Annotated in this window: 19 protein-coding genes; 16 read left to right on the forward strand and 3 right to left on the reverse strand. The window is 70.2% G+C overall.

The genetic code is table 11. The features are described from left to right. The first annotated feature begins 66 nt into the window (after positions 1-66). The 13 genes from K3A85_RS05310 (at position 67) to K3A85_RS05370 (ending at position 15,696) form a co-directional block, all read left to right on the forward strand. Entirely contained in the window at positions 67-258 is a 192-nt protein-coding gene (locus K3A85_RS05310; RefSeq protein WP_225205441.1) for a hypothetical protein, read from the forward strand. Beyond that, positions 255-2,693, forward strand: a complete 2,439-nt coding sequence (locus tag K3A85_RS05315; RefSeq protein WP_225205442.1) for a TonB-dependent receptor — start codon at positions 255-257, stop codon at positions 2,691-2,693. The genes K3A85_RS05310 and K3A85_RS05315 overlap by 4 nt, the downstream gene beginning before the upstream one ends. Before the next feature lie 27 nt (positions 2,694-2,720). Continuing rightward, positions 2,721-4,103, forward strand: a complete 1,383-nt coding sequence (locus tag K3A85_RS05320) for an MFS transporter (RefSeq protein WP_225205443.1) — start codon at positions 2,721-2,723, stop codon at positions 4,101-4,103. Between the two features lie 48 nt (positions 4,104-4,151). Continuing rightward, positions 4,152-5,105, forward strand: coding sequence for a TauD/TfdA dioxygenase family protein (locus K3A85_RS05325; RefSeq protein ID WP_225205444.1), 954 nt, complete (start codon positions 4,152-4,154; stop codon positions 5,103-5,105). A gap of 167 nt (positions 5,106-5,272) precedes the next feature. Next, positions 5,273-6,619: a sulfatase family protein gene (locus K3A85_RS05330; protein ID WP_225205445.1), complete on the forward strand. Its 1,347-nt coding sequence runs from the start codon at positions 5,273-5,275 to the stop codon at positions 6,617-6,619. Beyond that, positions 6,616-7,461, forward strand: coding sequence for a peptidyl-prolyl cis-trans isomerase (locus K3A85_RS05335; protein WP_225205446.1), 846 nt, complete (start codon positions 6,616-6,618; stop codon positions 7,459-7,461). The genes K3A85_RS05330 and K3A85_RS05335 overlap by 4 nt, the downstream gene beginning before the upstream one ends. Next, positions 7,461-8,468 (forward strand): HupE/UreJ family protein, encoded by a 1,008-nt coding sequence (locus K3A85_RS05340; protein WP_225205447.1) that lies wholly within the window; start codon positions 7,461-7,463, stop codon positions 8,466-8,468. Before K3A85_RS05335 ends, K3A85_RS05340 begins: the two co-directional genes overlap by 1 nt. Positions 8,469-8,499: 31 nt before the next feature. Then, positions 8,500-10,386 (forward strand): DUF3604 domain-containing protein, encoded by a 1,887-nt coding sequence (locus K3A85_RS05345; protein ID WP_225205448.1) that lies wholly within the window; start codon positions 8,500-8,502, stop codon positions 10,384-10,386. A gap of 265 nt (positions 10,387-10,651) precedes the next feature. Then, on the forward strand, positions 10,652-11,779 hold the full coding sequence (locus K3A85_RS18105) for a sensor histidine kinase (protein ID WP_225205449.1): 1,128 nt from the start codon (positions 10,652-10,654) through the stop codon (positions 11,777-11,779). 13 nt (positions 11,780-11,792) lie between these two features. Further along, positions 11,793-12,146 carry a response regulator gene (locus tag K3A85_RS05355; protein WP_225205450.1) on the forward strand — a complete coding sequence of 118 codons (354 nt, stop codon included), beginning with the start codon at positions 11,793-11,795 and terminating at the stop codon, positions 12,144-12,146. A gap of 72 nt (positions 12,147-12,218) precedes the next feature. Next, complete coding sequence (locus tag K3A85_RS05360) at positions 12,219-13,334, forward strand: PepSY-associated TM helix domain-containing protein (RefSeq protein ID WP_225205451.1); 1,116 nt, start codon at positions 12,219-12,221, stop codon at positions 13,332-13,334. Continuing rightward, positions 13,331-13,540 (forward strand): hypothetical protein, encoded by a 210-nt coding sequence (locus tag K3A85_RS05365; protein WP_225205452.1) that lies wholly within the window; start codon positions 13,331-13,333, stop codon positions 13,538-13,540. The genes K3A85_RS05360 and K3A85_RS05365 overlap by 4 nt, the downstream gene beginning before the upstream one ends. After that, the gene (locus tag K3A85_RS05370) at positions 13,540-15,696 is read left to right on the forward strand and encodes a TonB-dependent receptor (protein WP_225205453.1); all 2,157 of its coding nucleotides are present in this window, start codon (positions 13,540-13,542) and stop codon (positions 15,694-15,696) included. Before K3A85_RS05365 ends, K3A85_RS05370 begins: the two co-directional genes overlap by 1 nt. Before the next feature lie 192 nt (positions 15,697-15,888). On the opposite strand, the gene K3A85_RS05375 is transcribed toward K3A85_RS05370, so the two are convergent. Next, positions 15,889-16,527, reverse strand: a complete 639-nt coding sequence (locus K3A85_RS05375) for a TetR/AcrR family transcriptional regulator (protein ID WP_225205454.1) — start codon at positions 16,525-16,527, stop codon at positions 15,889-15,891. Positions 16,528-16,680: 153 nt separating this feature from the next. On the opposite strand from K3A85_RS05375, the gene K3A85_RS05380 reads away from it, so the two are divergent. From K3A85_RS05380 to K3A85_RS05390, 3 genes are read left to right on the forward strand one after another with little or no spacing between them, the layout of a single operon-like run. After that, positions 16,681-17,745, forward strand: a complete 1,065-nt coding sequence (locus K3A85_RS05380) for an efflux RND transporter periplasmic adaptor subunit (RefSeq protein ID WP_225205455.1) — start codon at positions 16,681-16,683, stop codon at positions 17,743-17,745. Beyond that, positions 17,742-20,825 carry an efflux RND transporter permease subunit gene (locus K3A85_RS05385; protein WP_225205456.1) on the forward strand — a complete coding sequence of 1,028 codons (3,084 nt, stop codon included), beginning with the start codon at positions 17,742-17,744 and terminating at the stop codon, positions 20,823-20,825. Before K3A85_RS05380 ends, K3A85_RS05385 begins: the two co-directional genes overlap by 4 nt. Continuing rightward, the gene (locus K3A85_RS05390) at positions 20,822-22,207 is read left to right on the forward strand and encodes an efflux transporter outer membrane subunit (protein ID WP_225205457.1); all 1,386 of its coding nucleotides are present in this window, start codon (positions 20,822-20,824) and stop codon (positions 22,205-22,207) included. The genes K3A85_RS05385 and K3A85_RS05390 overlap by 4 nt, the downstream gene beginning before the upstream one ends. A gap of 3 nt (positions 22,208-22,210) precedes the next feature. Here the strand turns inward: K3A85_RS05390 and K3A85_RS05395 are convergent, their stop codons facing one another. Both K3A85_RS05395 and K3A85_RS05400 read right to left on the reverse strand, forming a co-directional pair. Next, entirely contained in the window at positions 22,211-22,999 is a 789-nt protein-coding gene (locus K3A85_RS05395) for a glutathione S-transferase family protein (RefSeq protein WP_225205458.1), read from the reverse strand. Positions 23,000-23,071: 72 nt separating this feature from the next. After that, positions 23,072-23,593 (reverse strand): hypothetical protein, encoded by a 522-nt coding sequence (locus tag K3A85_RS05400; RefSeq protein ID WP_225205459.1) that lies wholly within the window; start codon positions 23,591-23,593, stop codon positions 23,072-23,074. Positions 23,594-23,597: the final 4 nt, after the last annotated feature.

A 23,597-nucleotide genomic window follows, 5' to 3' on the forward strand; every position in this document is an offset into this window, starting at 1 on the left:
CGCGCCGACGTTCCTTCACCACCGACACCAGCGCTTCGGCCGCCCTTCGCGCGGCAGGAGACGACCATGCACAGACTGACGCAGGCCGACCTGCGCGATCTGGGCCGGTATCCCGTGTCGCTGCAGCAGATCATCGCCGCCCTTGCGGGCGTCGAGCCGTCGGCCGGCGCCGGTGGCCTGCCCGACAGCGACCAGGTTGCGCCCCGATCCGCCGACAACCGGCCAGACCAACAACAAGGTTCAGGGATCGACCAATGAAAACCGCTCGTACCGCCATCACCGCGCTGTTCGCCTCGGCGAGCGCACTGGCCTTCGGCCTCGCGCCGGCGCACGCCGCCGCGGCCGCCGCCGCCGAGGATCAGGCTGCCCCGGCAGACGCCACGCTCGCACCTTCGGACGGCGCTGAGGAGGGCGGCATCGTCGTCACCGGCTCGCGCCGCCGCGAGGAGAACGTCCAGGACATCCCGCTCGCCGTCTCGGTGGTCAGCGCCGCTGCGCTCGAGAAGCGGGGCGATTTCACGCTCGGCCAGATCCAGCAGCAGGTGCCGAGCCTGCAGGTGTTCAGCTTCAACCCGCGCAACACCAACATCAACATCCGCGGATTGGGCTCCAACGTCGCGCTGACCAACGACGGGCTGGAAAACGGCGTCGGCTTCTACATCGACAACGTCTACTACGGCCGCGTCGGGCTCACCCAGTTCGACCTCGTCGACCTCGAGAGCATCGAAGTGCTGCGAGGGCCGCAGGGCACGCTGTTCGGCAAGAACACCACGTCGGGCGTGATCAACATCACCAGCCGCAAGCCCAGCTTCGATCCCGAAGCCTCGTTCGAGGCGCATGTCGGCAACTACGGCTTCTACCAGATCCGCGGTTCGGTCTCGGGCGCGGTGGTGCCCGACCTGCTGGCGGTGCGCGTCTCGGGCGCGATCAGCCAGAACAACGGCTTCACCTACAACAAGACCTACGGCACCCGCGCGCAGGATTATCGCAACGAAAGCATCCGCGCACAGGCGCTGCTGACGCCCGCGTCGAACCTCGAAGTGCGCGTGATCGGCGACTATTCGCGCCAGCGCCAGCACAACGTGCTCAACCTGTTCGTCGCCAGCAACACGACCTTCACCGATGGCGTCGCCATCCCCAACAGCTTCGCGCAGCGCATCGCCCGCTTCCCCGGCTACACCGCGCCCAGCTTCAACGCCTTCGACCGCGTGGGCGAATCCGACAGCCACTACCAGGCCAACATGGCGGGCTACGGCGTCTCGGGCCAGGTCGATTGGGACCTGGGCGGCGCGGCGCTGACCTCGATCACCGCCTATCGCTGGTGGGACTGGGACCCGGCCAACGATGCCGACAACACCTCGCTGCCGGTGATCGTCAAGGCGCAGCAGGCCAACCGCCAGCGCCAGTTCAGCCAGGAAGTGCGGCTCGCCAGCAAGGGCACCAACACGCTCGATTACGTGCTCGGCGCCTACTACTTCTGGCAGACGGTGCGTGGCTATGGCGCGACCGGCTATGGCGCCGCCGCGCCGACCTGGTTCATCCCGGCGGTGCCCGCCGCCGTCTCGAACGCCGCGCTCAACGGCTACGAGGTGAACTCCTACTCCGAGCCGCGCACCAAGACCTTCGCGGTGTTCGGCCAGACCGACTGGCACATCACCCCGGCGCTCACGCTGACCACGGGCCTTCGCTTCACCCACGAGGAGAAGACCGGCACCTTCCAGCAGTGGGTGGCCAAGGCGGCTGACATCTCCGCCTTCCCCGATGCGGCCAAGGCCGCGATCCTGGGCATCCGCGCCAACTTCAACAAGGTTGTCCCTCTCTACGAGACGAGCTTCAAGGACGACAGCCTTTCGGGCCTCGCCTCGCTCAGCTGGAAGGTCGCGCCCGACGTGCTGCTCTACGGCACCTATGCGCGCGGCAACAAGTCGGGCGGGCTCAACCTCACCCAGCTGCCGGCCAGCATCACCGATCCGACGGTGCGCCCGGAAAAGGTCGATTCCTTCGAAGTGGGCTTCAAGTCGCAGTTCTGGGATCGCCGCGCCACGCTCAACGCCGCGGCGTTCCTGACCGAGATCGGCGACTACCAGACCGCGATCACCGACGTCGATCCGGCCAATCCGCTGGTCACGCGCCAGTACATCGCGAACATTCCCAAGGTCCGCTCGAAGGGCATCGAGGGCGACTTCAACCTCGCGGTCAGCGAACGCTTCCAGCTCAACGCTTCGGCGAGCTACACCGAGGCGACCTACGTGCGCTATACCAATGCCCCGGTCGCGCCCGAGATCAACCCCAGCCCGGTCGGCCTGCCCAAGATCGTCGCTGCGGACCTGTCGGGCGAGCAGCTGCCGGGCGTGCCCAAGTTCGCCTACAGCCTCGGCGCCGACGCCAATGCGCCGCTGGGCGAGCTCGGCGGCCGCGAGGTGAGCGTCTACGCCCACGCCGACTGGTCGTACCGCACGAAGTTCAACACCTCGTCGAGCAATTCGATCTGGGCCGAAGTGCCCGGCTACGGCCTGCTCAACGCGCGCATCGGTTTCAGGACCGGCGATGGCCTGTGGGACGCCTCGATCTGGGCGCGCAACCTGCTCGACAAGGACTACTTCCTCTCGCTCTCCGCGGCGGCGACCGGCGTCGTCACCGGCCAGGTGGGCGAGCCGCGAACGATCGGCGCCACGCTGCGCACGAAGTTCTGATCCCCGCCACAAGCAAGGAGCCGCCCCATGCCCTATTACACGCCTGCGGAAGACACCTCTTCCGAACACCTGAGCCGGGGGCGGCTCCTCCGCTTTTCGGCGATGGCGGTGCCGATCTACGCCGCCGCGCAGCCGGTCATCGCGTTCGTGCCGGCGATTCTCTCGCGCCACTACGGCATTCCGCTCGCGACGCTCGGGCTGCTGTTCCTGGCGGGGCAGGTGCTCAACTCGCTGCTCGATCCGGTCATCGGCGCGCTGTCCGATCGCACGGTGAGCCGCTTCGGGCGGCGCAGGCCCTGGATCGCGGGCGGCGGGGTGCTGTTCATCCTCGGCTGCGCGATGCTGTTCTTCCCGCCGCCGGGACTGGTGAGCGTGCCGTGGGTCAGCGCCGCCGTGCTGCTCTACTACACCGGCGCTGCGGCGACGGTCACGCCCCTGCTTGCCTGGTCGGGCGAGATCAGCGGCGACTACCACCAGCGCACCCGGATCGCCTCGCTCTTCACCTTCCTTTCCTCCGCCGCACTGGTCCTCACGCTGCTGTTGCCGGCGATTGCCGACCAGCTGCGTCCCGACGACGGCCCGCTGCGGCTGACGCTGTTCGGCACGCTGGTTCTCGGCACCGCGCTGCCCGGCCTCTGGCTCACGCTCACCGCGCTGCCCGACCGCAGCGCCGCGCGCCATGAGCAGGGCCCGTTCGACCTCAAGGCCACCTTGCGCGCGGTCTTCGCCAATCCGCTGCTGCTGCGCGTGCTCGCCTCCGACACCGCGGTCACCGCCGGGCAGGGCGTGCGCACCGGGCTGCTGCTGTTCGTGATCACGATCTACTTCGGCAAGCCCGAGTGGGCGGCGGGCATGTTCCTGTTCCAGTATTCGTTCGGCATCCTCGCCGCGCCGATCTGGCAGCGCATCGGCACGGGCCTCGGCAAGAGCCGTGCCGCCGTGCTCGCCGAACTGGTGCAGGCCGCAATCAACTTCGGTCTCGTCTTCCTCACCCCCGAAAGCTTCGGACTGATGCTTGCGCTCGCCCTGCTGCAGGGCCTGAGCCAAGGTTCGGGCAATCTCTTCCTGCGCTCGATGGTCGCCGACATTGCCGACCACCATCGCGCCGAAACCGGCGAGGACCGCGTCGGGCTCTACTATTCGGTGTTCAGCGTCTCGCAGAAGCTGGGCGGGGCGATCGCGGTGGGCGTGGCCCTGCCGCTGGTCTCGGCCTTCGGCTTCGACCCGCGCGGCGTGGTCAACCCGCCGCAGGCGCTGCAGGCGCTGATCCTCGTCTTCGCGCTCGGCCCGGCGCTCGCGCACACAGCGGCCGCCGCGCTCGTCGCCGGCTTCCCGCTCGACAGTCGCGCCCATGCCGAAGTGCGCCGCAAGCTTGCCTACCAGGCGCCGCGCCTGGTGCCCGCCGAATGATCCCCTCCCCCCCCCCCGCCCCCCGAAGTGCCCCGAAGGAGACCTGAAATGACTGCCATCGTGACTTACGCCAACGCCAAGGACCCCGCCTCGCCGCTCGACATCCGCCCCGTCACCGGCACCATCGGCGCCGAGATCCGCGGCGTCACGCTCTCGGGCGATCTCGACGATACCACCGTCCAGGCGATCAAGGACGCGGTCGTGCGCCACAAGGTGGTGTTCTTCCGCGACCAGCACGATCTCGACGACGCCACCCACGAAGCCTTCGCCGCGCGTTTCGGCGATCCGGTCGCCCACCCCACCGTGCCCGTCGCCGAAGGCTCGCGCTACCTGCTCGAGCTCGACAGCAAGGAAGGCTACGCCGCCTCGAGCTGGCACACCGACGTGACCTTCGTCGATGCCTACCCCAAGGGCTCGATCCTGCGCGCGATCACCATTCCCGAAGCGGGCGGCGACACGCTCTGGGCCAATGGCGAGACCGCCTACGACGGCCTGCCCGAAGCGCTGCGCCAGCTGGTGAACAACCTCTGGGCGGTCCACACCAACGTCTACGACTATGCCGCCGTGCTGCAGAACGCGCCGAAGAACACCGATGCGGAGAACGCCCGCTCGGCCTTCAACCGCAACGTCTTCGCCTCGACCGTCTACGAGACCGAGCACCCCGTCGTCCGCGTCCACCCCGTCTCGGGCCAGCGCAGCCTGCTGCTCGGCCACTTCGTCAAGCAGTTCGTCGGGCTGAACCAGGCGGATTCGGCGCGCCTGTTCCAGATCCTGCAGGATCACATCACCCGGCCCGAAAACGTCGTGCGCTGGAACTGGCGCAAGGGCGACGTGGCGTTCTGGGACAACCAGTCGACCCAGCACCGCGCCGTCGCCGATTTCGGCCTGCAGCGCCGCACGCTGCGTCGCGCCACCGTCGCCGGCGAAGTGCCGGTCGGCATCGACGGCCGCACCAGCCGCACGATCAAGAAGGAAAAGGCGGCGCAGTCCGAGCCCGCCTGATCTGCCGCGCTCCCTCGGAGGCGGCTTTCCCTGGGCCGCCTCCACCTTTGTTCCGAAGCGAAAGCGCCACCCCCGCCGTGCCAGCATCCGTTCCTGCCAAGCTTACTCCCAAGCTTACCCGTCGTGCCGCCCTTTCGCTTGCCGCCGCCACGGCAGGCGTCGCCGCCATGCCCGAAAGCGTGCGGTCCGCGCCGACCGGGCGGCGTCCCAACATCCTGTTCATCCTCGCCGACGACATGGGCTATGCCGACCTGTCGGTTTACGGACGGCGCGATTACCAGACGCCGCGGCTCGACCGGCTGGCGAGCGAAGGACTGCGCTTCACCAGCGCCTATGCCAACAGCGCCGTCTGCACCGCGACGCGGGTGGCGCTGATCACCGGGCGCTATCAGTACCGCCTGCCGGTCGGGCTGGAAGAGCCGCTCGCCAACCGCGAGAACGTCGGCCTGCCGCCCGAGCATCCGACGCTGCCCTCGCTCCTGCGCGCGGCGGGCTATGCCACCGCGCTGGTCGGCAAGTGGCATCTCGGCAGCCTTCCCGCCTACGATCCGCTGAAAAGCGGGTACGAGCATTTCTGGGGCCTGCGCGGCGGGGCCATCGACTACTTCTCGCACGCTTCCGCCAACGGCAAGCCCGACCTGTGGGACGGCCCGACCCCGCTGGAGAAGGCGGGCTACACCACCGACCTCTTGGCCGACCACGCGATCGAGGTGCTGCGCGCGTTCGGCCAGCGCTCGCGGCCGTGGTTCATGAGCCTCCATTTCACGGCGCCGCACTGGCCCTGGGAAAGCTCCGCGGACGAGGCCGAATCCCGCCGTCTTGCCGCCCTCAAGGATCCCGAGGCGCAGTTCCACTACGACGGCGGCAGCGCCGCGACATATGCGGCGATGGTCACCCGCCTCGACTTTCAGGTCGGGCGCGTGCTCGATGCGCTCGCGGCGAGCGGGCAGGCGGACAACACCATCGTCGTGTTCACCAGCGACAATGGCGGGGAACGGTTTTCCGACACCTGGCCCTTCAGCGGTCACAAGACCGAGCTGCTCGAGGGCGGCTTGCGGATTCCCGCCATCGTGCGCTGGCCCGGGGTGACCCGGCCGGGCGCCACCAGCGATGCGCAGATCATGTCGATGGACTGGCTGCCGACCTTCGTCGCCGCGGCAGGAACCGCGCCGGACAGCGCCCATGCGCCCGACGGCATCGACATCCGCCCTGCGCTCGAAGGCGCCGCGTTGCCCGAGCGCACGCTGTTCTGGCGATACAAGGGGCACGGCCAGCAGGCCGCGCGCAAGGGCCGCTACAAATACCTCAAGCTCGAAGGCAACACGTTCCTGTTCGACGTCGTCGCCGATCCGCTCGAGCGGGCCAACCTCAAGCTGCGCAAGCCCGAGATCTACGCCGACCTGACGCAGCGCTGGGCTGAGTGGGACAAGACCATGCTGCCCCTCGATCCTGCATCGTACACCCACGGGATCACCGGCCAGCATGTCGCCGACCATTACGGCATCGACCAATGACGGCGCTGGCCGAGCGATTGCCTCGCTGGATCGGCGCTGTCGTCCGTGAGCCGCTGACGCATTTCGTCGCCATCGGGATCGGCATCTTCCTCGTCAGCCACGTGATCGAGCAGCGCCAGTCGCGCTACAACCTCACCCTCACCAACGCCGATGTGCTGCGCATCGCCAACTCCTACGCCCAGCAATATGGCGCGCAGGCCAGCCCCGGGCAGATGCGCACGATGATCGACAACGCCGTGCGCGAGGAAATCTACCTGCGCGAGGGCCTCGCGCTCGGGCTCGACAAGAACGACGAGATCGTCCGCCGCCGCATCGCGCAGAAGTTCGACTTCCTCCAACAGGACCAGGCCGCCCCGCGCGAGCCCGCCGAGAGCCAGCTGCGTGACTGGTACGCTGCGCACGCCGCGCGCTTCGCCGAGCCGGCCAAGGTCTCGTTCGAACAGCGCTACTTCGCGCCGGACCAGCGCGGCGATGGCGCAGCGAGGGCGCTCGCCACCGCTGCGCTTGCCAATGCCGACGCGACGCCCGGCGACACCTTCCCTGGCCCGGCACGGATCGTCGCGCTTTCCCACGAGGACGTCGACCGCGTGTTCGGCGGCAGCGGTTTTGCCGCGGGCGTGTTCGCTGCGCCCCGGGGCCGCTGGGCCGGTCCGTTCCGCTCGGGCTTCGGCTGGCACCTCGTGCGCGTTACCGACTTGACCCCGGCTCGCCCGCGCAGCTTCGACGAGGCGCGCGCCGACGTCCGCCGCGACTGGATCGAGGCCGACCGCAAGGCGCGCAACGACGCGGCATGGACCGCGCTGCGCGCGCGCTACACCGTCACCGTGCCGCAGGTACGCTGATGCATCTGCTGCGCGCCTTCCTCGCACTCGTCGCGCTCCTTGCCGGCGCGGCGTCGGCCCGTGCGCATGAAGTCCGCCCCGCCTTCCTCGAGATCGTCGCCCGGCCCGACGGCAAGGCGGACGTCACCTGGAAGCAGCCGAGCATCGGCATGCTGGTCGTGCCGCTGCGCCCGCGCATCTCGGGCGGACTGATCGACGGCCGGGCGCACCGGGTGGAGACCGCCACCAACTTCGAGATCCGCCACTGGGACGGGGTCGACCTCGGTCCGCAGGGCCTCGACGGGCGCGAGGTGCGCGTCGACGGGCTCGACCAGACGATCACCGACACTCTGCTGCTGATCCACCTGCCCGATGGCGACGAGGAAAGCCGTGTGCTGACGCCCGGCGAGCCCGCGATGACGATCGACGCGCACGCCGGCGCTGCGGTCCCCGCCTATCTCGTGCTCGGCGTCGAACACATCCTCACCGGTGTCGACCATCTGCTGTTCGTGTTCGGCCTGCTGCTGCTCAGCTCGGGCTGGCGGCAGCTCCTGCGCACGATCACCGCGTTTACCGTCGCCCATTCGATCACGCTTGCGCTCACCGCGCTCAAGCTGATGACCCTCGACCCCGCGCTGGTCGAGGCGATGGTCGCCTGGTCGATCCTGTTCCTCGCGGTCGAACTGGTGCGCAAGCAGCGCGGCGCCGACGGGCTGACCCAGCGCCAGCCATGGCTCGTCGCGTTCGGCTTCGGCCTGCTCCACGGCGCGGCCTTCGCCGGCGCGCTCAAGCAGATCGGGCTGCCGCAGGGCAACATCCCGGCCTCGCTGTTCCTTTTCAACCTAGGCGTCGAGATCGGCCAGTTGCTGTTCGTCGCCGCTGTCATGGCCGCGCTGTGGGGCCTCAAGCGCCTGCGCTGGCCCGCCGCCACGCCGCGCATCGCCTGGACGGCCGCGAGCTACGCGATCGGCTCGTTCTCCTTCTTCTGGTTCCTCGAGCGGCTCCACGCCGTGATCGACTTCGCATGACGTGCAAGCACACAACAGGAGGGAATGTCCCATGACCAAGCGCACCCGCTGGCTGACCGGCGCCGCCATCGCCGCGCCGCTCGCCTACCATGTCCTGATCGGCTTCGGCGCGGCGTCCGCCAGCCAGCCGGCCCGCAGCGAAAGCGCTGCGCCCGCAGGCATCGAGACCTTCCCCGACAAGCAGGCCTTCTTCGGGGACCTGCATCTGCACACCACCAACTCGTTCGACGCCTACGTGCTGATGGGCACGCGCACCACGCCCGAGGACGCCTACCGCTTCGCCCGCGGCGACACGATCCAGTACCTCGGCGCGCCGATCAAGCGCAGCTTCCCGCTCGATTTCGAGGCGGTCACCGACCACTCCGAAAACCTCGGCGTGTTCAACCAGCTCGACGACCCCAAGAGCGAGTTTTCGCTGTCGGACATCGGCAAGCTGGCGCGCGAGGGCGGCGTCGCCAACTTCGTCAAGATCGTCGGGCTGATCACCGGTGGCACGCGTCTCGGCGGCAATGCCGCGGAAGTCTCCGCCTCGACCTGGGCGCGCGAGATCGAGACCGCCAACCGCTTCTATGCGCCCGGCAAGTTCACCACCTTCATCGCCTACGAGTGGACCTCGATGCCCGGCGGCGCCAACCTCCATCGCAACGTCATCTTCAAGGGGGACACGGCGCCCGCGCCCTTCACCTCGATCGACAGCAAGGACCCCAAGGACCTGTGGACCTGGCTCGCCAAGATCCGCGGGCAGGGCTACGAAGCGCTCGCCATTCCGCACAACGGCAATGCCTCTAACGGGCTGATGTACGACTGGACCTCGCTCGACGGCAAACCGATCGACGAAGCCTATGCGCAGCTGCGCGCCACCAACGAGCCCTTGTCCGAAGTCTCGCAGAACAAGGGCACCAGCGAGACCCACCCGGCGCTCGCCGCCAACGACGAGTTCGCCAACTACGAGATCTTCGACAAGCTGCTGATCGGCACGACCGCCAGCAAGCCCGCCGGCTCATACTGGCGCGATGCGCTGGGACGCGGCCTCGTGCTCCAGGAAAAGCTCGGAGTGAACCCGTACAAGGACGGCGCGGAAGGGTCGAGCGACCTGCACGGCGGCCTGCAGGTCTCGACCGCGCAGGAATACGGCGGCATTGCCGGCGCCAACCTCGGCGGCGGCAAGCTCAAGGACGATAGCGCTAAGGAGCAGCTCGGCCTTGCGCCCGCGCATAGCGTCGGGCTCAATCCGGTGATCCTCAGCCCCGGTGCGCTGACCGGCGTCTGGGCCGAGGCCAATACCCGCGACGCGATCTACGCCGCGTTCCGCCGCAAGGAGACCTATGCCACCAGCGGCAGCCGGCTCAAGCTGCGCTTCTTCGGCGGCTGGGACTTCTCCCGCAGCTTCGTCGCCAAGCCGAACTGGGTCCACGATGCCTACCGCCTCGGCGTGCCGATGGGGGGCGACCTGCCGCAGGCCCGCGCCGGAAAGGCGCCGAACTTCGTGATCGAGGCGGTCAAGGATCCCTTGAGCGGCAACCTCGACCGCGTGCAGGTGGTCAAGGTCTACGTCGAGGGGGGCAAGCAGCAGGAAAAGATCTTCGACGTTGCCTGGGGCAATGCCGCCAGCGGCGCGCGCAAGATCGATCCCGACACCGGCAAGCTCTCCGCGATCGGCAGCACGGTCGATCTCAAGACCGGCAAGTGGGACAATTCGATCGGCGCCGCCCGCCTGGCGACGGTGTGGACCGACCCGACCTTCAAGGCCGACCAGACCGCGGTCTACTACGTCCGCGTGCTCGAAATCCCGACGCCACGCTGGTCCACCTTGCGTGCGATCGAATTCGGCCTGCCGCTGCCCAAGGAAGTCGCGCCGACCATCCAGCAGCGCGCCTGGTCCTCGCCGATCTGGTATACGCCCACGCGCAGCCGCTGAGCGCGGGCGCGCCCGGCCGTCGCCGCCGTTTCCCCGCGGGCGGCGGCCGGCGGATTGCGCCCGGCCCGGACGGCGCCGGCACGGCCGAAGGGGCGATGCGGCGGGCGCGCCCGGCCGGCGGCGCCAGCGGCGCCCGCGAGGAAGGCGTAAGTCCTTCAATTCCGGGGGCGGTACGGCCCTAAGGGCATCGCCTCGCGCGGCGAATTGGCGTATCTGCCGGGGGAACGGGCGGCCGGCCGGGCGGTCCGTGCGGAGAGACCATCACGTGCTCGATTCGTTGCAGTCGTTCCTCGCGGTGCGCGGGCTCGCCCCGCACGGGTACTGCCTGCTGTGGGAACCGCGCCTGATCTGGACCCACGTCGCCTCCGACGCGGTGATCGCGGCCGCCTATTTCTCGATTCCGCTGGTGCTGCTGCGCCTGCTGATGATCCGCCGCGACATCAGGTTCGGCTGGATGATCGGCGCCTTCGCGCTGTTCATCCTTGCCTGCGGCCTCACGCATGTGCTCTCGATCGTCACCTTGTGGATCCCGGCCTACGGCTGGGAAGGCCTGGTCAAGGCGGTCACCGCGCTCGCCTCGCTGGTCACCGCGGTCCTGCTGGTGCGCCTGCTGCCGGGACTGGTCGCGATCCCTTCGCCGGCGCAGCTGCAACGCGCCAACGAGGCCTTGCAGCGCGAGGCGATCGAGCGCGCCAAGGCCGAGGAAATGCTGCGGCAGTCCTACAAGATGCAGGCGATGGGCCAGCTTGCCGGCGGCGTCGCGCACGATTTCAACAACCTGCTCGGCGTGATCGTCGGGAGCATCGATCGCGCGCAGCGCAAGGGCGCGGCGACGCCCGAAGGCGCACGCGCGCTCGACAATGCGCTGGCCGGGGCGGCGCAGGCCGCCAAGCTGACGCACCAGCTGCTCGCCTTCACGCGCCAGCAGCCGATGCAGCGCGCACTGCACGACCTTGCCCCGGTGGCACGCGCCGCGGCCGAGCTGCTCGACCAGACCATCGGTGCGCAGATCGCGATCGAGCTCGATCTCGCCGAGGGCCTGCCGCCGTGCCTGGTCGATCGGTCACAGCTCGAAGTGGCGCTGCTCAACCTCGGGCTCAACGCAAGGGACGCGATCTCGGGCGAGGGCAGGGTAACGATCCGCACGCGCCTCCACGCGCCGGATTGGGTCGAGCTGAGCGTCGCCGACACCGGCTGCGGCATGGACGCAGCGACGCTCGAACGCGCGATCGAGCCGTTCTTCTCGACCAAGGCCCTCGGCAAGGGCACCGGGCTCGGGCTCAGCCAGGTGGTGGGCACGATCGAGCAGATGGGCGGCCGGGTGGAAATCGAATCCGCCCCGGGAACCGGAACCACGGTCAGGCTGTTGATCCCGGCTCGGGCCTCTGACTGAGCCGGGGGAGCGCATGGGATCGCGGATCTGTCTTGTCGAAGATGAGCCGTTGCTGCGGGTGATGACGCAGGAGGACCTCGAGGACCTGGGCTTCGAGGTGGTGCCGGTGACGACCTGCGACGAGGCCTGGCGGATGATCGCATCAGGCGATTCGTTCGGCTGCCTGGTGACCGACATCCGCACGCCGGGCGCGATCGACGGCTGGGAGCTGGCGCGCCGCATCCGCACCGTTTCGCCGCAGACCGGCGTGATCTACGTCAGCGGCTACCCCGGAACCGAGGCGCAACCGGTGGAGGGGTCGATCTTCCTGTCCAAGCCGTACTTGTGCCGCGATCTCGAGCAGGCGCTGGAAAAGCTCGGGGTGTGACGCTGGTGTTGCGTCGCTAATGCGAATAATTCTCATTGACGGGAACCGCCCGATCGCCTAGCCGCGCCAGCCATGCGGGCAGGGTCGATCAGGGCTTGGGCATGGGTCCACACGTGGAGCAGCCTCGTCTGCACGCTCGCGCTGCTGCTGCTGTGCGTCACCGGGCTGCCGCTGATCTTCCATGACGAGATCGACGCCTGGTCGGGCGAGACGGCGCTGGCGGGCGTAGCCTCGGCCCGCGGCGGGCGGCCGCTCGATGCGATCGTGGCGCAGGCGCGGGCCGACTACGCGAGGGCGGCAGGGGCGCAAGGGGTGCCGCTGTTCGTCGGCTTTTCGCAGGACAGCCTGCTAATCACCGTCACCTTCGGGCCGCGCCCCGATGCGGACGAAGCGCAGATGCGGCTGTTCTCGTACGACCGCGCGACCGGACGCAGCGTCGGCGAAGTCGCGCGCCACGGGATCATGCCGCTCCTGCTCAAGCTCCACACCGACCTGCTGCTGGGCCTTCCGGGGATGCTGTTCCTCGGGGTGATGGGCCTGCTGTTCCTTGCCGCGATCGTTTCGGGCGTGGTGCTCTACGTGCCCTTCGTCCGGCGGCTCGCCTTCGGCACGCTGCGCTTCGACCGCTCGGAGCGCGTGCGCCGCCTCGACGAGCACAACCTGCTCGGGGCGCTCCTGCTCGGCTGGACGCTGGTGGTCGGCGCGACCGGCGTGATCAACGCCTTCGCCGATCCGCTCACCGCGCTGTGGCGGCAGGGCGAGCTCGCGCAGATGGTCGCCGCCCGGCACGGCGATGCGGCGCTGCCGCCGGCGCGCTACGGCTCGCTCGACGCGGCGATGGCTGCGGCGCAGCGGGCGCAAGGCGGGCTTGCGCCGCAGTTCGTCGGCTTTCCCGGCGGGTCCTTCTCCTCGACGCGGCACTACGCGATCTTCTTCCAGGGCGACACGCCGCTGACCAGCCATGTCCTCACCCCGGTGCTGGTCGATGCCGAGACTGCGCACCTTTCCGACGTGCGGGCGATGCCGCTGTCGATGCAGGCGCTAATGCTGTCGAAACCGCTGCATTTCGGCGACTACGGCGGCCTTGCGCTCAAGCTCGTCTGGGCGCTGCTCGACCTCGCCACGATCCGCGTGCTGTGGAGCGGCTTCGCGCTGTGGTGGGGCAAGCGCAAGGCGCGCGCGGCATGAGCGGGCGCCGCGCCCGCACGCCGTGGCGCCCGCTCGGCGCGCCGCTGCTGGTCGCCGCGCTCACGCTCGGCGGCCTCGTCCTCGGCTTGACCGGCAGCGGCTGGCGCGACGCGCTGTGCGCCGCTGCCACCGGCCTGCCGCTCGTCCTGTTCCTCCTCCACTGGCGCCGCCGCCGGCGCGCCGTTCCTGTCCGAAAGACCCGATGATGAAGCGCCCCATGATGAAGCGATTGACCCTGCTTGCCGCCACCGCGCTCGTTCCCTGCGTCGCCGCCACCCCGGCGCTCGCGGCCGAGGATGCGCCCGACCAGATTGTGGTCACCGCGCAGGCGCTCAACGCGACGCGGGTGATGGGCGAGGGCGACCTCGGCGCGCTCGGCCGCAAGAAGGCCGAGGACGTGCCGTTCACCGTGCGCAGCTACAACGAGGCGCTGATCCTCAACCAGCAGCCGCAGACGCTCGGCCAGGTGCTCGAGAACGATCCCACGGTGCGCACCAGCTACGGCTTCGGCAATGCCGCCGAGCAGTTCGTCATCCGCGGCTTCGCGCTCTACGGCGACGACGTCGGCCTCAACGGGCTCTACGGCATCGCCCCGCGCCAGCTGGTCGCGCCCGAACTGTTCCAGTCGGTTCAGGTGCTCAACGGCGCCTCGGCCTTCCTCAACGGCGCGGCGCCGGGGGGCTCGTCGCTCGGCGGCAGCGTCAACCTGCAATTGAAGCGCGCGGGCGCCGATCCGCTCAGCCGCGTGACGGTCGGCTATACCTCGGACGCCAACTTCGGCGGCAGCTTCGACGTGTCGCGCCGCTTCGGCGAGGACGGTGCCTTCGGGGTGCGGGTCAATGCCGCGTTCCGCACCGGCGACGTCGCGATCGGCGGCGAGTTCCGGCGCACCACCGTGATCGGCGGCGCGTTCGACTGGCGCGACGACAACACCCGCCTGTTCCTCGATCTCGGCTACCAGAAGGTCGAGGTCGACGGGCTGCGGCCCAAGGTGACGATCGGGACCGCGACCATCCCGAAGGTGCCGCGCGCCGATGCCAACTACGCGCAGGACTGGACCTACACCGACCTGCGCGACGTGTTCGGGGTGCTGCGCTTCGAGCAGGACCTGGGCGAGCACGCGATGCTCTACGTGACCGGCGGCGCGCGCGACGGCAGCGAGCAGGGGATCTACGGCGGGGTGACCGTGCTCGACGCAGGCACGGGCGCGGCCAACGGCAACGGGCTCTACGTGCCGCGCACCGACAACAACGAGGCGCTCGAGGCGGGCCTCAGGGTGAAGCTCGGCAGCGCGGTGACGCAGGAGATCAGCATCGGCGGCAGCGCGGTGTGGCAGGTCAACCGCAATGCCTACGACTTCCGCTACGGTCCCGGCTTCGCAGGGTTCGCCACCAACATCTACGACACCCCGCAGGTCGCGCTGCCCGCCTCGGCGCTGGTCGGCGGCAATCTCGACGATCCGTTCCCGATCAGCCGCACGCGCCTGCTCTCGACCTTCGTCTCGGACACGGTGGGGCTGCTGGGCGACCGCGTGCTGCTGACCGGCGGGGTGCGGCTGCAGGACATCGAGGTCAAGAGCTACAGCTATGGCGACGGATCGCTTACCGGCACCTACCGCAAGGCGGCGATCACCCCGGTGGTCGGCCTGGTGGTCAAGCCGACCGAGGGCCTGTCGCTGTTCGCCAACCGCATCGAGGCGCTGCAGCAGGGGCCGACCGCGCCGATCGATCCGAGCGTGGTCAACGCCGGCGAAGTGCTCGAGCCGGTCAAGTCGACGCAGTACGAGGTTGGCGGCAAGCTGCGCGTCGGCGGGATCGAGGCCGGCCTGTCGCTGTTCCGCATCGACCTGCCGGTGGGCTACTCGGTAGACATCGGCGGCGGCCTCAAGCGCTTCGGGCTCAACGGCCTGCAGCGCAACGAAGGGATCGAGTTCACCGTCAACGGCGAGGTTGCGAAGGGCCTGCGGCTGATCGGCGGCGCCTCGGTGGTCGACGCCAAGCTGCGGCGGACGAGCGGCGGGATCAACCAGGGCAACCGCGCGGTGGGCGTGCCCGACTGGACCGGCAACGCCGGGGTGGAATGGGACGTGCCGGCGACCGGCCTTACCCTCACCGGCCGCGTCGTCCACACCGGCAAGCAGGCGGTCAACGTCGCCAACACGCTCGAAATCCCGGCCTGGACGCGCTTCGACCTTGGCGCGCGCTACGTGCTGGTGGCCGCCGACAAGCCGGTCACGCTGCGCTTCGGCGTCGACAACGTCGCCAACAAGCGCTTCTGGGCCTCGGCCTTCGACGTGTTCTCGGCGGCGCTGCTGCAGGGCCAGCCGCGGACCTTCCGGGCGAGCGCCTCGATCGATTTCTGAGCCGCGGGGTTGACGGGGTTGACACAGTCCAGGGAGTAAAATCGCAGTCCGCCGGGCGTCCGCCGAACGCCGCATGCCCGGCACATGCAACCCGTTGGAAAGAGACGATTCTGGTGGTCATCGCCGGCCGATTGTACAGCGCCCGCGCGATGTAGGACAGCTCTTGCCGTCCTTGCATATGCAAGGACGCCGTCAACCGGACGCGGCGGCGGTCTCGTAAGGCGCGCAGATCGCCGCGAGGTGGTGCTCGATCAGCCGTTCGCGATCGACCCAGGGGAACATCGGCCGCGCGATCAGCAGCGCGGTGAGGCCATGGACCGAGGCCCAGATCGACTGGGCCTGGAGTTCGACCTCCGCCTCGGTCCGGCCCAGCATCTGCGCCAGCGCCTGGCGGGCGAGGTCGAAGGCCCCCTGGCCCGCCGCCATCACCGGGTCCTTGCCCTGCTGCACCAGCTGCGAGACGGTTTCGTCGGGCTCCTGCATGAAGGCGAGGCGGTACATGTCGGGGTGGGCGAGCCCGAAGTCGATATAGGCGCGCCCCAGCCGGTAGAAGCGGTCGCGCGCCGTGCCCGGCGCCTCGAGCACCTTGCGCGAGGCCGCCGACAGCCCGGCGAAGGCGCGCAGGCACAGTTCCGCCGAGATTTCGTGCGCGCTGGCGAAGTGCGCATAGAGCGAGGGCTGCGAAATGCCCACCGCCCGCGCGATCTGCCGGGTCGAGACCTGGGCCATGCCGTGCTGGGCGAAAAGTTGCAGCGCCACCTGCAGGATCTGCTCGCGCCGGTCGATCCCGCGACCGCGTTTCTCCGCGCCATGGGCGCCCGCCGTGTTCATGCCTTGCTTTCTGCTTTCTTCGTGATCGCGATCGAACCCGATTGACATTGCATTTTGCAACCTATCATAGATAGCCTATCAGGGATAGGGGATTCGCCGATGCGCAGGGGTCAGGTCATTGCCATAGTCGCAGGGGTCGCGACAGTTGGCCTGGTGGCCATCGGCGCAAGCCGGGGGCAGGCCGACGCGCCGGCCGCGGCGGCGGGCAAGGGCCCGACGCCGGTGCGTGCGGTGACCATCGGCGGCGTGGACGGCGGGGACGGCGCGGGCGCAGCGGGCGCCGCCGGCGCGACGCCATGGGGCGAAAGCTTCGCCGCCACGATCCACCGCGAGCGCGAGGCCACCTTGTCGTTCCGGCTGCCCGGCCGGCTGGGCTCCAGCCCCCCGCGCGAAGGCGCGAGGCTCGGCGCGGGCGCGGTCGTCGCCAGCATCGATGCGACGCCCTGGCGCGCGGCGCTGGTGCGCGCGCAGGCCGAGGAAGACCGCCTGTCGCGCGCGGCGGCGCGCTATGCGACGCTGGCGCCCGACGGCGCGGTGTCCGACGCGCAGGCGAAGGACGCGCGCGATGCGCTGGCGGCGGCGCGCGCCGCGGTCGCCGCCGCGCGCTACGACCTTTCGAGCGCGACCCTGACAATGCCTTTTGCCGGGGTCGTGCTGTCCCGCCGCGCCGAGATCGGCGAGACGGTGGCGGGAGGCCAGGCGGTGGCGATGGTGGCGGACCTCTCCTCGCCGCTGATCGCCACCGCCCAGCTGCCCGCGGGCCGCGCGGCGGGCCTGCGCCCGGGCGCTGCCGCGCAGGTCCTGGTCCCGGCCATGGCGCAGCCGCTGGCGGCGCGGGTGATCCGGATCGGGGCGGCGAGCGATCCGCGCGCCGGGACCGTGGCGGTCGACCTTGCGCTGGTGCAGCCGCCGGCGCTGCCGAGCGGCCTTTCGGCCTCGGTGCGGTTCGCGCGCGAAGCGGCCGCCGGTCCTGCCGCCGGGGCCGCGAGCGCTACGCTTGCCGACATTCCGGCCGAGGCGATCCTCGATGCCGAAGGCGCGCGCGCCTTCGTCTACGTCATCGACCGGCAGAGCCGCGCGCGGCGCGTCGAAGTGCGCTTTGCCGGCTTCGACGATCGCACCGCGCGCGTCGCCGGCCTGCCGCGCGGCGCACGCGTGATCACCGCCGGCGCGGGCTTCGTCGCCGAAGGCGAAGCCGTGCGGGTGACCGGCGAATGAACGCGATCATCGAATTCGCGGTCAAGCGCTGGCAGTTCTCGCTGCTCGCCTTCGCGATGGTCATCGCGCTCGGCATCAACGCCTTCCTGTCGATCCCGCGCACCGAGGACCCGCAGCTCAACTTCCCGAACTATTCGGTGATCGCAGTGCTGCCCGGGGCCACCCCGGCGGATATGGAGCAGCAGGTCACCAAGCCGATCGAGGACGCGCTCGCCGGGCTTGACGGCCTGCGCGAGGTGCGCTCGACCACCGGCGACGGGGTCGTCCAGGTCCACGCCGAATATGTCTGGGGCACCGATCCCGAGCGCAAGTACGACGAAGTGGTGCGCGAGGCGAACGCGCTGCGTGCCACGCTGCCGGCGGGGATCGTGCGGTTCGAGGTGCAGCGCGCGCGTCCGACCGGGGTGCCGATCGTGCAGGTCGCGCTGGAGAGCCCGATCCTGCCGATGCGCGCGCTCGACAAGCAGGCGCAGGACTTGCGCGATGCGCTGGCCCGCGTGCCCGGCATCCGCAAGGCCGAAGTGCTGGGCTCGCCGGTCAGCGAGCTGCGCGTCGCGCTCGACACCGCGCGCATGGCGGCGCTCGGAATCGGCCCGGGGCAGGTGATCGACGCGCTGCGCGCGGGCGGCGCCGACACCCCGATCGGCACGGTCAACGCCGGCAACCGCCGCTTCAACGTGCGCTATGCCGGGACCTATCCCGATCTCGCCACGGTGCGGAGCCAGCCGGTCAAGGTCGACGGCGGGCGCCCGGTGCTGGTGGGCGACGTGGCGCAGGTCGAATGGGCGCAGCGCGAGCCGACCCAGATCGTGCGCTTCGACGGGAAGCGCGCGCTGCTCGTCACCGCCGAGCAGGCCGACGGGCAGGACGTGCGGCGGCTGACCGACCTCGTGCGCGGGGAAGTCGACCGCTTCCGCCTGAGCCTGCCGGGCAGCGTCAAGCTGCAGATCGGCTTCGTCCAGGCCGACAACGTGCGCCACCGGCTGGGCGCGCTGACCCGCGATTTCCTGCTCGCCTTCGTCATCGTCGCCTTCACGCTGCTGCCCCTGGGCTGGCGCGCGGCGGGCGTGGTGATGATCTCGATTCCGGTGTCGCTGCTGATCGGCATGGGCATCCTCGCGACGACCGGGGTGGGGCTCAACCAGATGGCGATCTCGGGCTTCGTCATCTCGCTCGGCCTGCTCGTCGACGACGCCATCGTGGTGATCGAGAACGTGGCGCGCTGGCTGCGCGAGGGCGCCGACCGGATGACCGCGGCGATCGCGGCAACGCAGCAGATCGCGCTGGCGGTGCTGGGCTGCACCGCCTGCCTGATGTTCGCGTTCCTGCCGCTGGTGGCGCTGCCCGAAGCGGCGGGCGCGTTCATCCGCTCGCTGCCGGTGGCGGTGCTGGGCACGGTGCTCGGCTCGCTGATCGTGGCGATGACGCTGATGCCGTTCGCGGCGAGCCGCCTGCTGCCGCGCCATGGCGATGGCCACGGCAACCCGTTGCTGCAGGTGATGACCACCGGCATCGAGCGGGTCTATGCGCCGGTGCTGCACCGCGCGCTCGAGGCGCCGAAGCTGGCGCTCGCGATCGTGCTGGGCATCTCGCTGCTGTCGGTGCCGCTGGTGGCGGCGATCGGCACCAGCCTGTTCCCACCCGCCGAGCTGCCGCAGTTCAGCATCAAGATCGAGATGCCGCGCGGCACCGCGCTCGCCACCACCGACGCCATGGTGCGCAAGGTCGAGCAGGTGGTGCGCGCCGAGAAGGACGTGGTCTGGACCGTCGCCAGCGTCGGGCGCGGGGGGCCGCGGCTCTACTACAACGCGCTGCCCAATCCGGAAGACCCGGCGACCGCCGAAGTGCAGGTCTCGCTCAAGGAATGGAAGCCGCGCGAGACGCCGCAGATGCAGGAGCGCCTGCGCGCCAGGTTCGCGCAGATGGCCGGCGCGCGGATCAAGCTGGTCAACTTCCAGCAGGGGCCACCGATCGAGGCGCCGATCGCGGTGCGCATCGTCGGCCCCGACCTCGACACGCTGCGCACGCTTGCCGACAAGGGCGAGGACCTGATGCGCGCGATGCCCGAATTGCGCGACGTCGCCAATCCGGTGCGCGCGGCGCGGACCGACGTGGTGCTCGATGTCGACGAGGCGCGGGCGCGGGCGCTGGGCGTGCCGGCGGGCGCGCTGCGCCAGGCGGTGCAGGTGGCGCTGGGCGGCGCGAGCCCGGCGATCGTGCGCGACCGCGACGGCGACGACTACCCGGTGACGGTGCGCCTGCCGATGCAGGGGCGCAACGAGATCGGCGCGCTCGACCGGGTGTTCGTTTCGAGCGCCGGGGGCGGCAGCATCCCGCTGTCGGCGCTCGCCAGCGTGCGGCTGCAATCGGGCGTGCCGCAGATCGAGCGGGTGCAGCGCGAGCGCGCAGTGACGCTGACCGCCTATGTCAACGACGGCGTGCTCTCGAGCCGGGCTTCGACCGCAACGATCGCGACGCTCAAGCGCGAGCTGGTGCTGCCGCCGGGCTATGGCTTCAAGGTGGCGGGCGAGGCCGAGGCGCAGGCGCGCAGCTTCGGCGGGCTGCTGCCGGCGGTGGTGGTGGCGACGGTCGGCATCCTCGCCGTGCTGGTGCTGGAGTTCGGCACCTTCCGCAACGTGGTGGTGATCGCGGGCGTGGTGCCGCTGGGCTTCTTCGGCGCGGTCGCGGCGCTGTGGCTGACCGGCTACAGCCTCTCGTTCACCGCCTCGATCGGGCTGATCGCGCTGGTCGGCATCGAGATCAAGAACTCGATCCTGCTGGTCGACTTCACCGAGCAGCTGCGGCGCGACGGGATGGCGATCCGCCCGGCGGTGGAGCGGGCGGGCGAACTGCGCTTCCTGCCGGTGCTGCTGACCTCGATCACCGCGATCGGCGGGCTGCTGCCGCTGGCGGTCGAAGGCAACGGGCTCAACGCGCCGATGGCGATTGCGATGATCGGCGGCCTCGTCACCTCGACCGTGCTGGCGCGGATCGCGACGCCGGTGATGTACCTGCTGCTGGCCGAACGCGCGGAGCGCAAGCGCAAGCCGGTGATCAGCGTGAAGGAGGCGACGGCATGAAGCGGCTGGTGATCGCGGCGCCGCTGCTGCTGGCGGGCTGCGCGGCGGGCAGCGCCTATCGCGCGCCGGCGCTGCCGGTGGCCGATGCGTGGAAGGCGGCGGCGGCGACGCCGCGCCCGGCGCCGGGGGCGTGGTGGAAGGACTTCGGCGATCCGGCGCTCGATGCGCTGGTCGAGCAGGCGCTCGTCGCCAACCCGGACATCGACGTGGCGCTGGCGCGGGTCGAGCAGGCGCGCGCCGCGGCGGGGATGGCGAAGGCCAGCCAGCTGCCCTCGGCCAACGTGACCGGATCGCTCGCGCGCTCGCAGCAGTCGCTCGACGACGGGATCGGGCGGCTGGCGCGCTACGTGCCGGGCTTCGGGCGCACGCAGAACCGCGCGGCGGCGGCGATCGAGGCGGGCTGGGACATCGACTTCGCCGGCGAGCTGCGGCGCGGGCGCGAGGCGGCGCTGGCCGATCTCGTCGGGGCGCAGGCGGGGACCGACGCGGCGCGGCTGGCGGTGGTGGGCGACCTGGTCGACACCTACCTCGGCCTGCGCGGCAGCGAGGCGCAGCTCTCCGCGCTCGCGACGCGGCGCACGATCGCGGCCGAGCGGCTCGAAATCATGCGCAGGCGCGTGGCGACCGGCGAGGCGGCGGCGAACGCGCTGGAGGAGCCGACCGCGACCCTAGCGGTAATCGACGCGCTGTTGCCGCAGGTGCGCGGCGGGGTGGCGGTGGCCAAGGGGCGGCTCGCGATCCTCGTCGGCAAGCCCGCCTCGGCGGACCTGCCCGAGCTGGCGCAGGCGCAGGGCATCCCGGTCGCGGGCGATCCGGCGGCGGGGGTTCCCTCGGACCTGCTGCGGCGGCGGCCGGATCTGGTGGTAGCCGAAGCAAAGCTGCGCGCCGCCCATGCGCGGGTGGGCCAGGCGCTGGGAGAATACTGGCCCAAGCTCAGCCTGTCGGGGCTGTTCGGCTTTGCCACCAATACGCTCGGCACGTTCGGCAGCGGCGATTCGGCGACGGTGCAGGGCGCGGTCGGCTTGCGCTGGCGACTGTTCGACTTCGGCCGTGTCGATGCCGAGATCAAGCGGGCGAAGGGCGCGGAGAAGGAAGCGCTGGCGAGCTACCGCGGATCGGTGCTGCGCGCGGGCGAGCAGGTCGAAAGCGCGTTCGCGCGGCTCGCCACGGCGCGCGCGGCGCTGGACGCGCGGCAGGAGCAGGCCGCAGCGCTGGCGCGCGCGGCCGACCGCGCGGGCAAGGCCTACAAGGTCGGCGAGATCAGCCGCGACCAGCTGCGCAGCGCCGAGGCGGTGCAGATCGACGGAATCGACGCGGTGCGCGACGCGCAGGTCGAAGTGGCGCGCGCGGTGCTGGCCTGCCACCGCGCGCTGGGGGGCTGAACTTTAGGCGTTGAACCGCGCGAGGTCGGTGAAGCGGATGTTGTCCTTGGCAAGGCCCTGCGTCACGACGTCGATGCCGCCGGCGCGGATCATCCATTCGAGCCGGTGGTCGCGGTACTGGCGCTTGAACAGGCCGGCGTCGAGCAGCGCGGCGACCTGGCCCATCGGCTCGACCTGGGTCCTGGCTTCGTCGAACGTCGCCTGGACCGAAGGCCGCGCGCGGACGCGCTCGAGCCAGTCGGACAGCGGCGTGCCTCGCTCGGGCGCGAAGCCGAAGATGCCCGACATCATCACGTAGGGCGCGGCGCAGATATCGGCCCAGCCGAAGTCGGCACCCGACAGCCAGCCGCTCGGCTGGAGGTGGCCGGCGAGCCAGCCTTGCAACTGCGCGGTGTCCTTCTGCGCGACGGCGCGGAAATCGTCGGGCCGGTCGGCGCCGCGGCCGAAGAAGCGCACTTCGCCCAGGCCCCAGTTGATCGCTTCGTAATGGGTGTCGCAGACTTCCTCGATCATCCGGCAGCGCGCGCGCTCGAGCGGGTCGCCGGGACGCATCGCGGGCTCGGGATGGGCATCCTCGATATATTCGAGGATCACGCTCGAATCGTAGAGCGTGTGCGCCTCGTCGACGACCAGCGCCGGAACCTCCATGCGCGGGTTGTGCCGGGCATAGTCTTCATTGTTGCCCGCGCCGATGCCGGTCGGCAGGCTCTGGGTGAACGCCAGCCCCTTTTCGCGCAGCATGATGCGCACCTTCTGGCCATAAGGGGAAAAGGGGTGGTCATAGAGCAGCATGGGATCAGGGGTCTCTCGCAAAAGGACCGGGCGGGAGCAGGCCCCGCCCGGCAGGGTGGTAGCTGGTGGATGTCAGGCGTTGGCGACGCGCGCGGCGCGGCTCGCCATGACTTTTGCGCCGACGAAGAATATCCCGCCGAAGTAGAGCGCCGACAGCGCGATCGAGGCAAAGACGTTGGCGAAGCTCTCGCCCGCCTGGATCAGCGGCGCGTTCATCACGGTCACGAACAGCATGTAGCTGGCGTTGAACACCAGCGGCAGGCGCTGGGCGATGACCATGAACAGCGCAACGACGATGATGCCGAGCGCGAGCAACACCAGCGCGGCGTTGCCGGTAACCGTGCCGTACTGCACGAGGTAGCTGGTGGCGGTGCCGGCCAGCGCACCGATCACGGCGGCGGGCAGCTTCTTGATGTCGCTCGCATCGACGCTCGACCAGAACCACAGCAGGGTGAACCCGGCGTAGAGCGGCTGAAGGTGGAGCGCGGTGCCGATCGCGATGAACCCGGCGATCAGGACGACGGCGGCGAAGGTGATGGCGGCGGCGATACCGGTCGAAGGCGGTGGCGTTGCCGTATGGGAATCAGCAGACATGGAC

Source organism: Novosphingobium huizhouense (assembly GCF_020179475.1).
GTDB classification, from domain to species: Bacteria; Pseudomonadota; Alphaproteobacteria; order Sphingomonadales; family Sphingomonadaceae; genus Novosphingobium; species Novosphingobium huizhouense.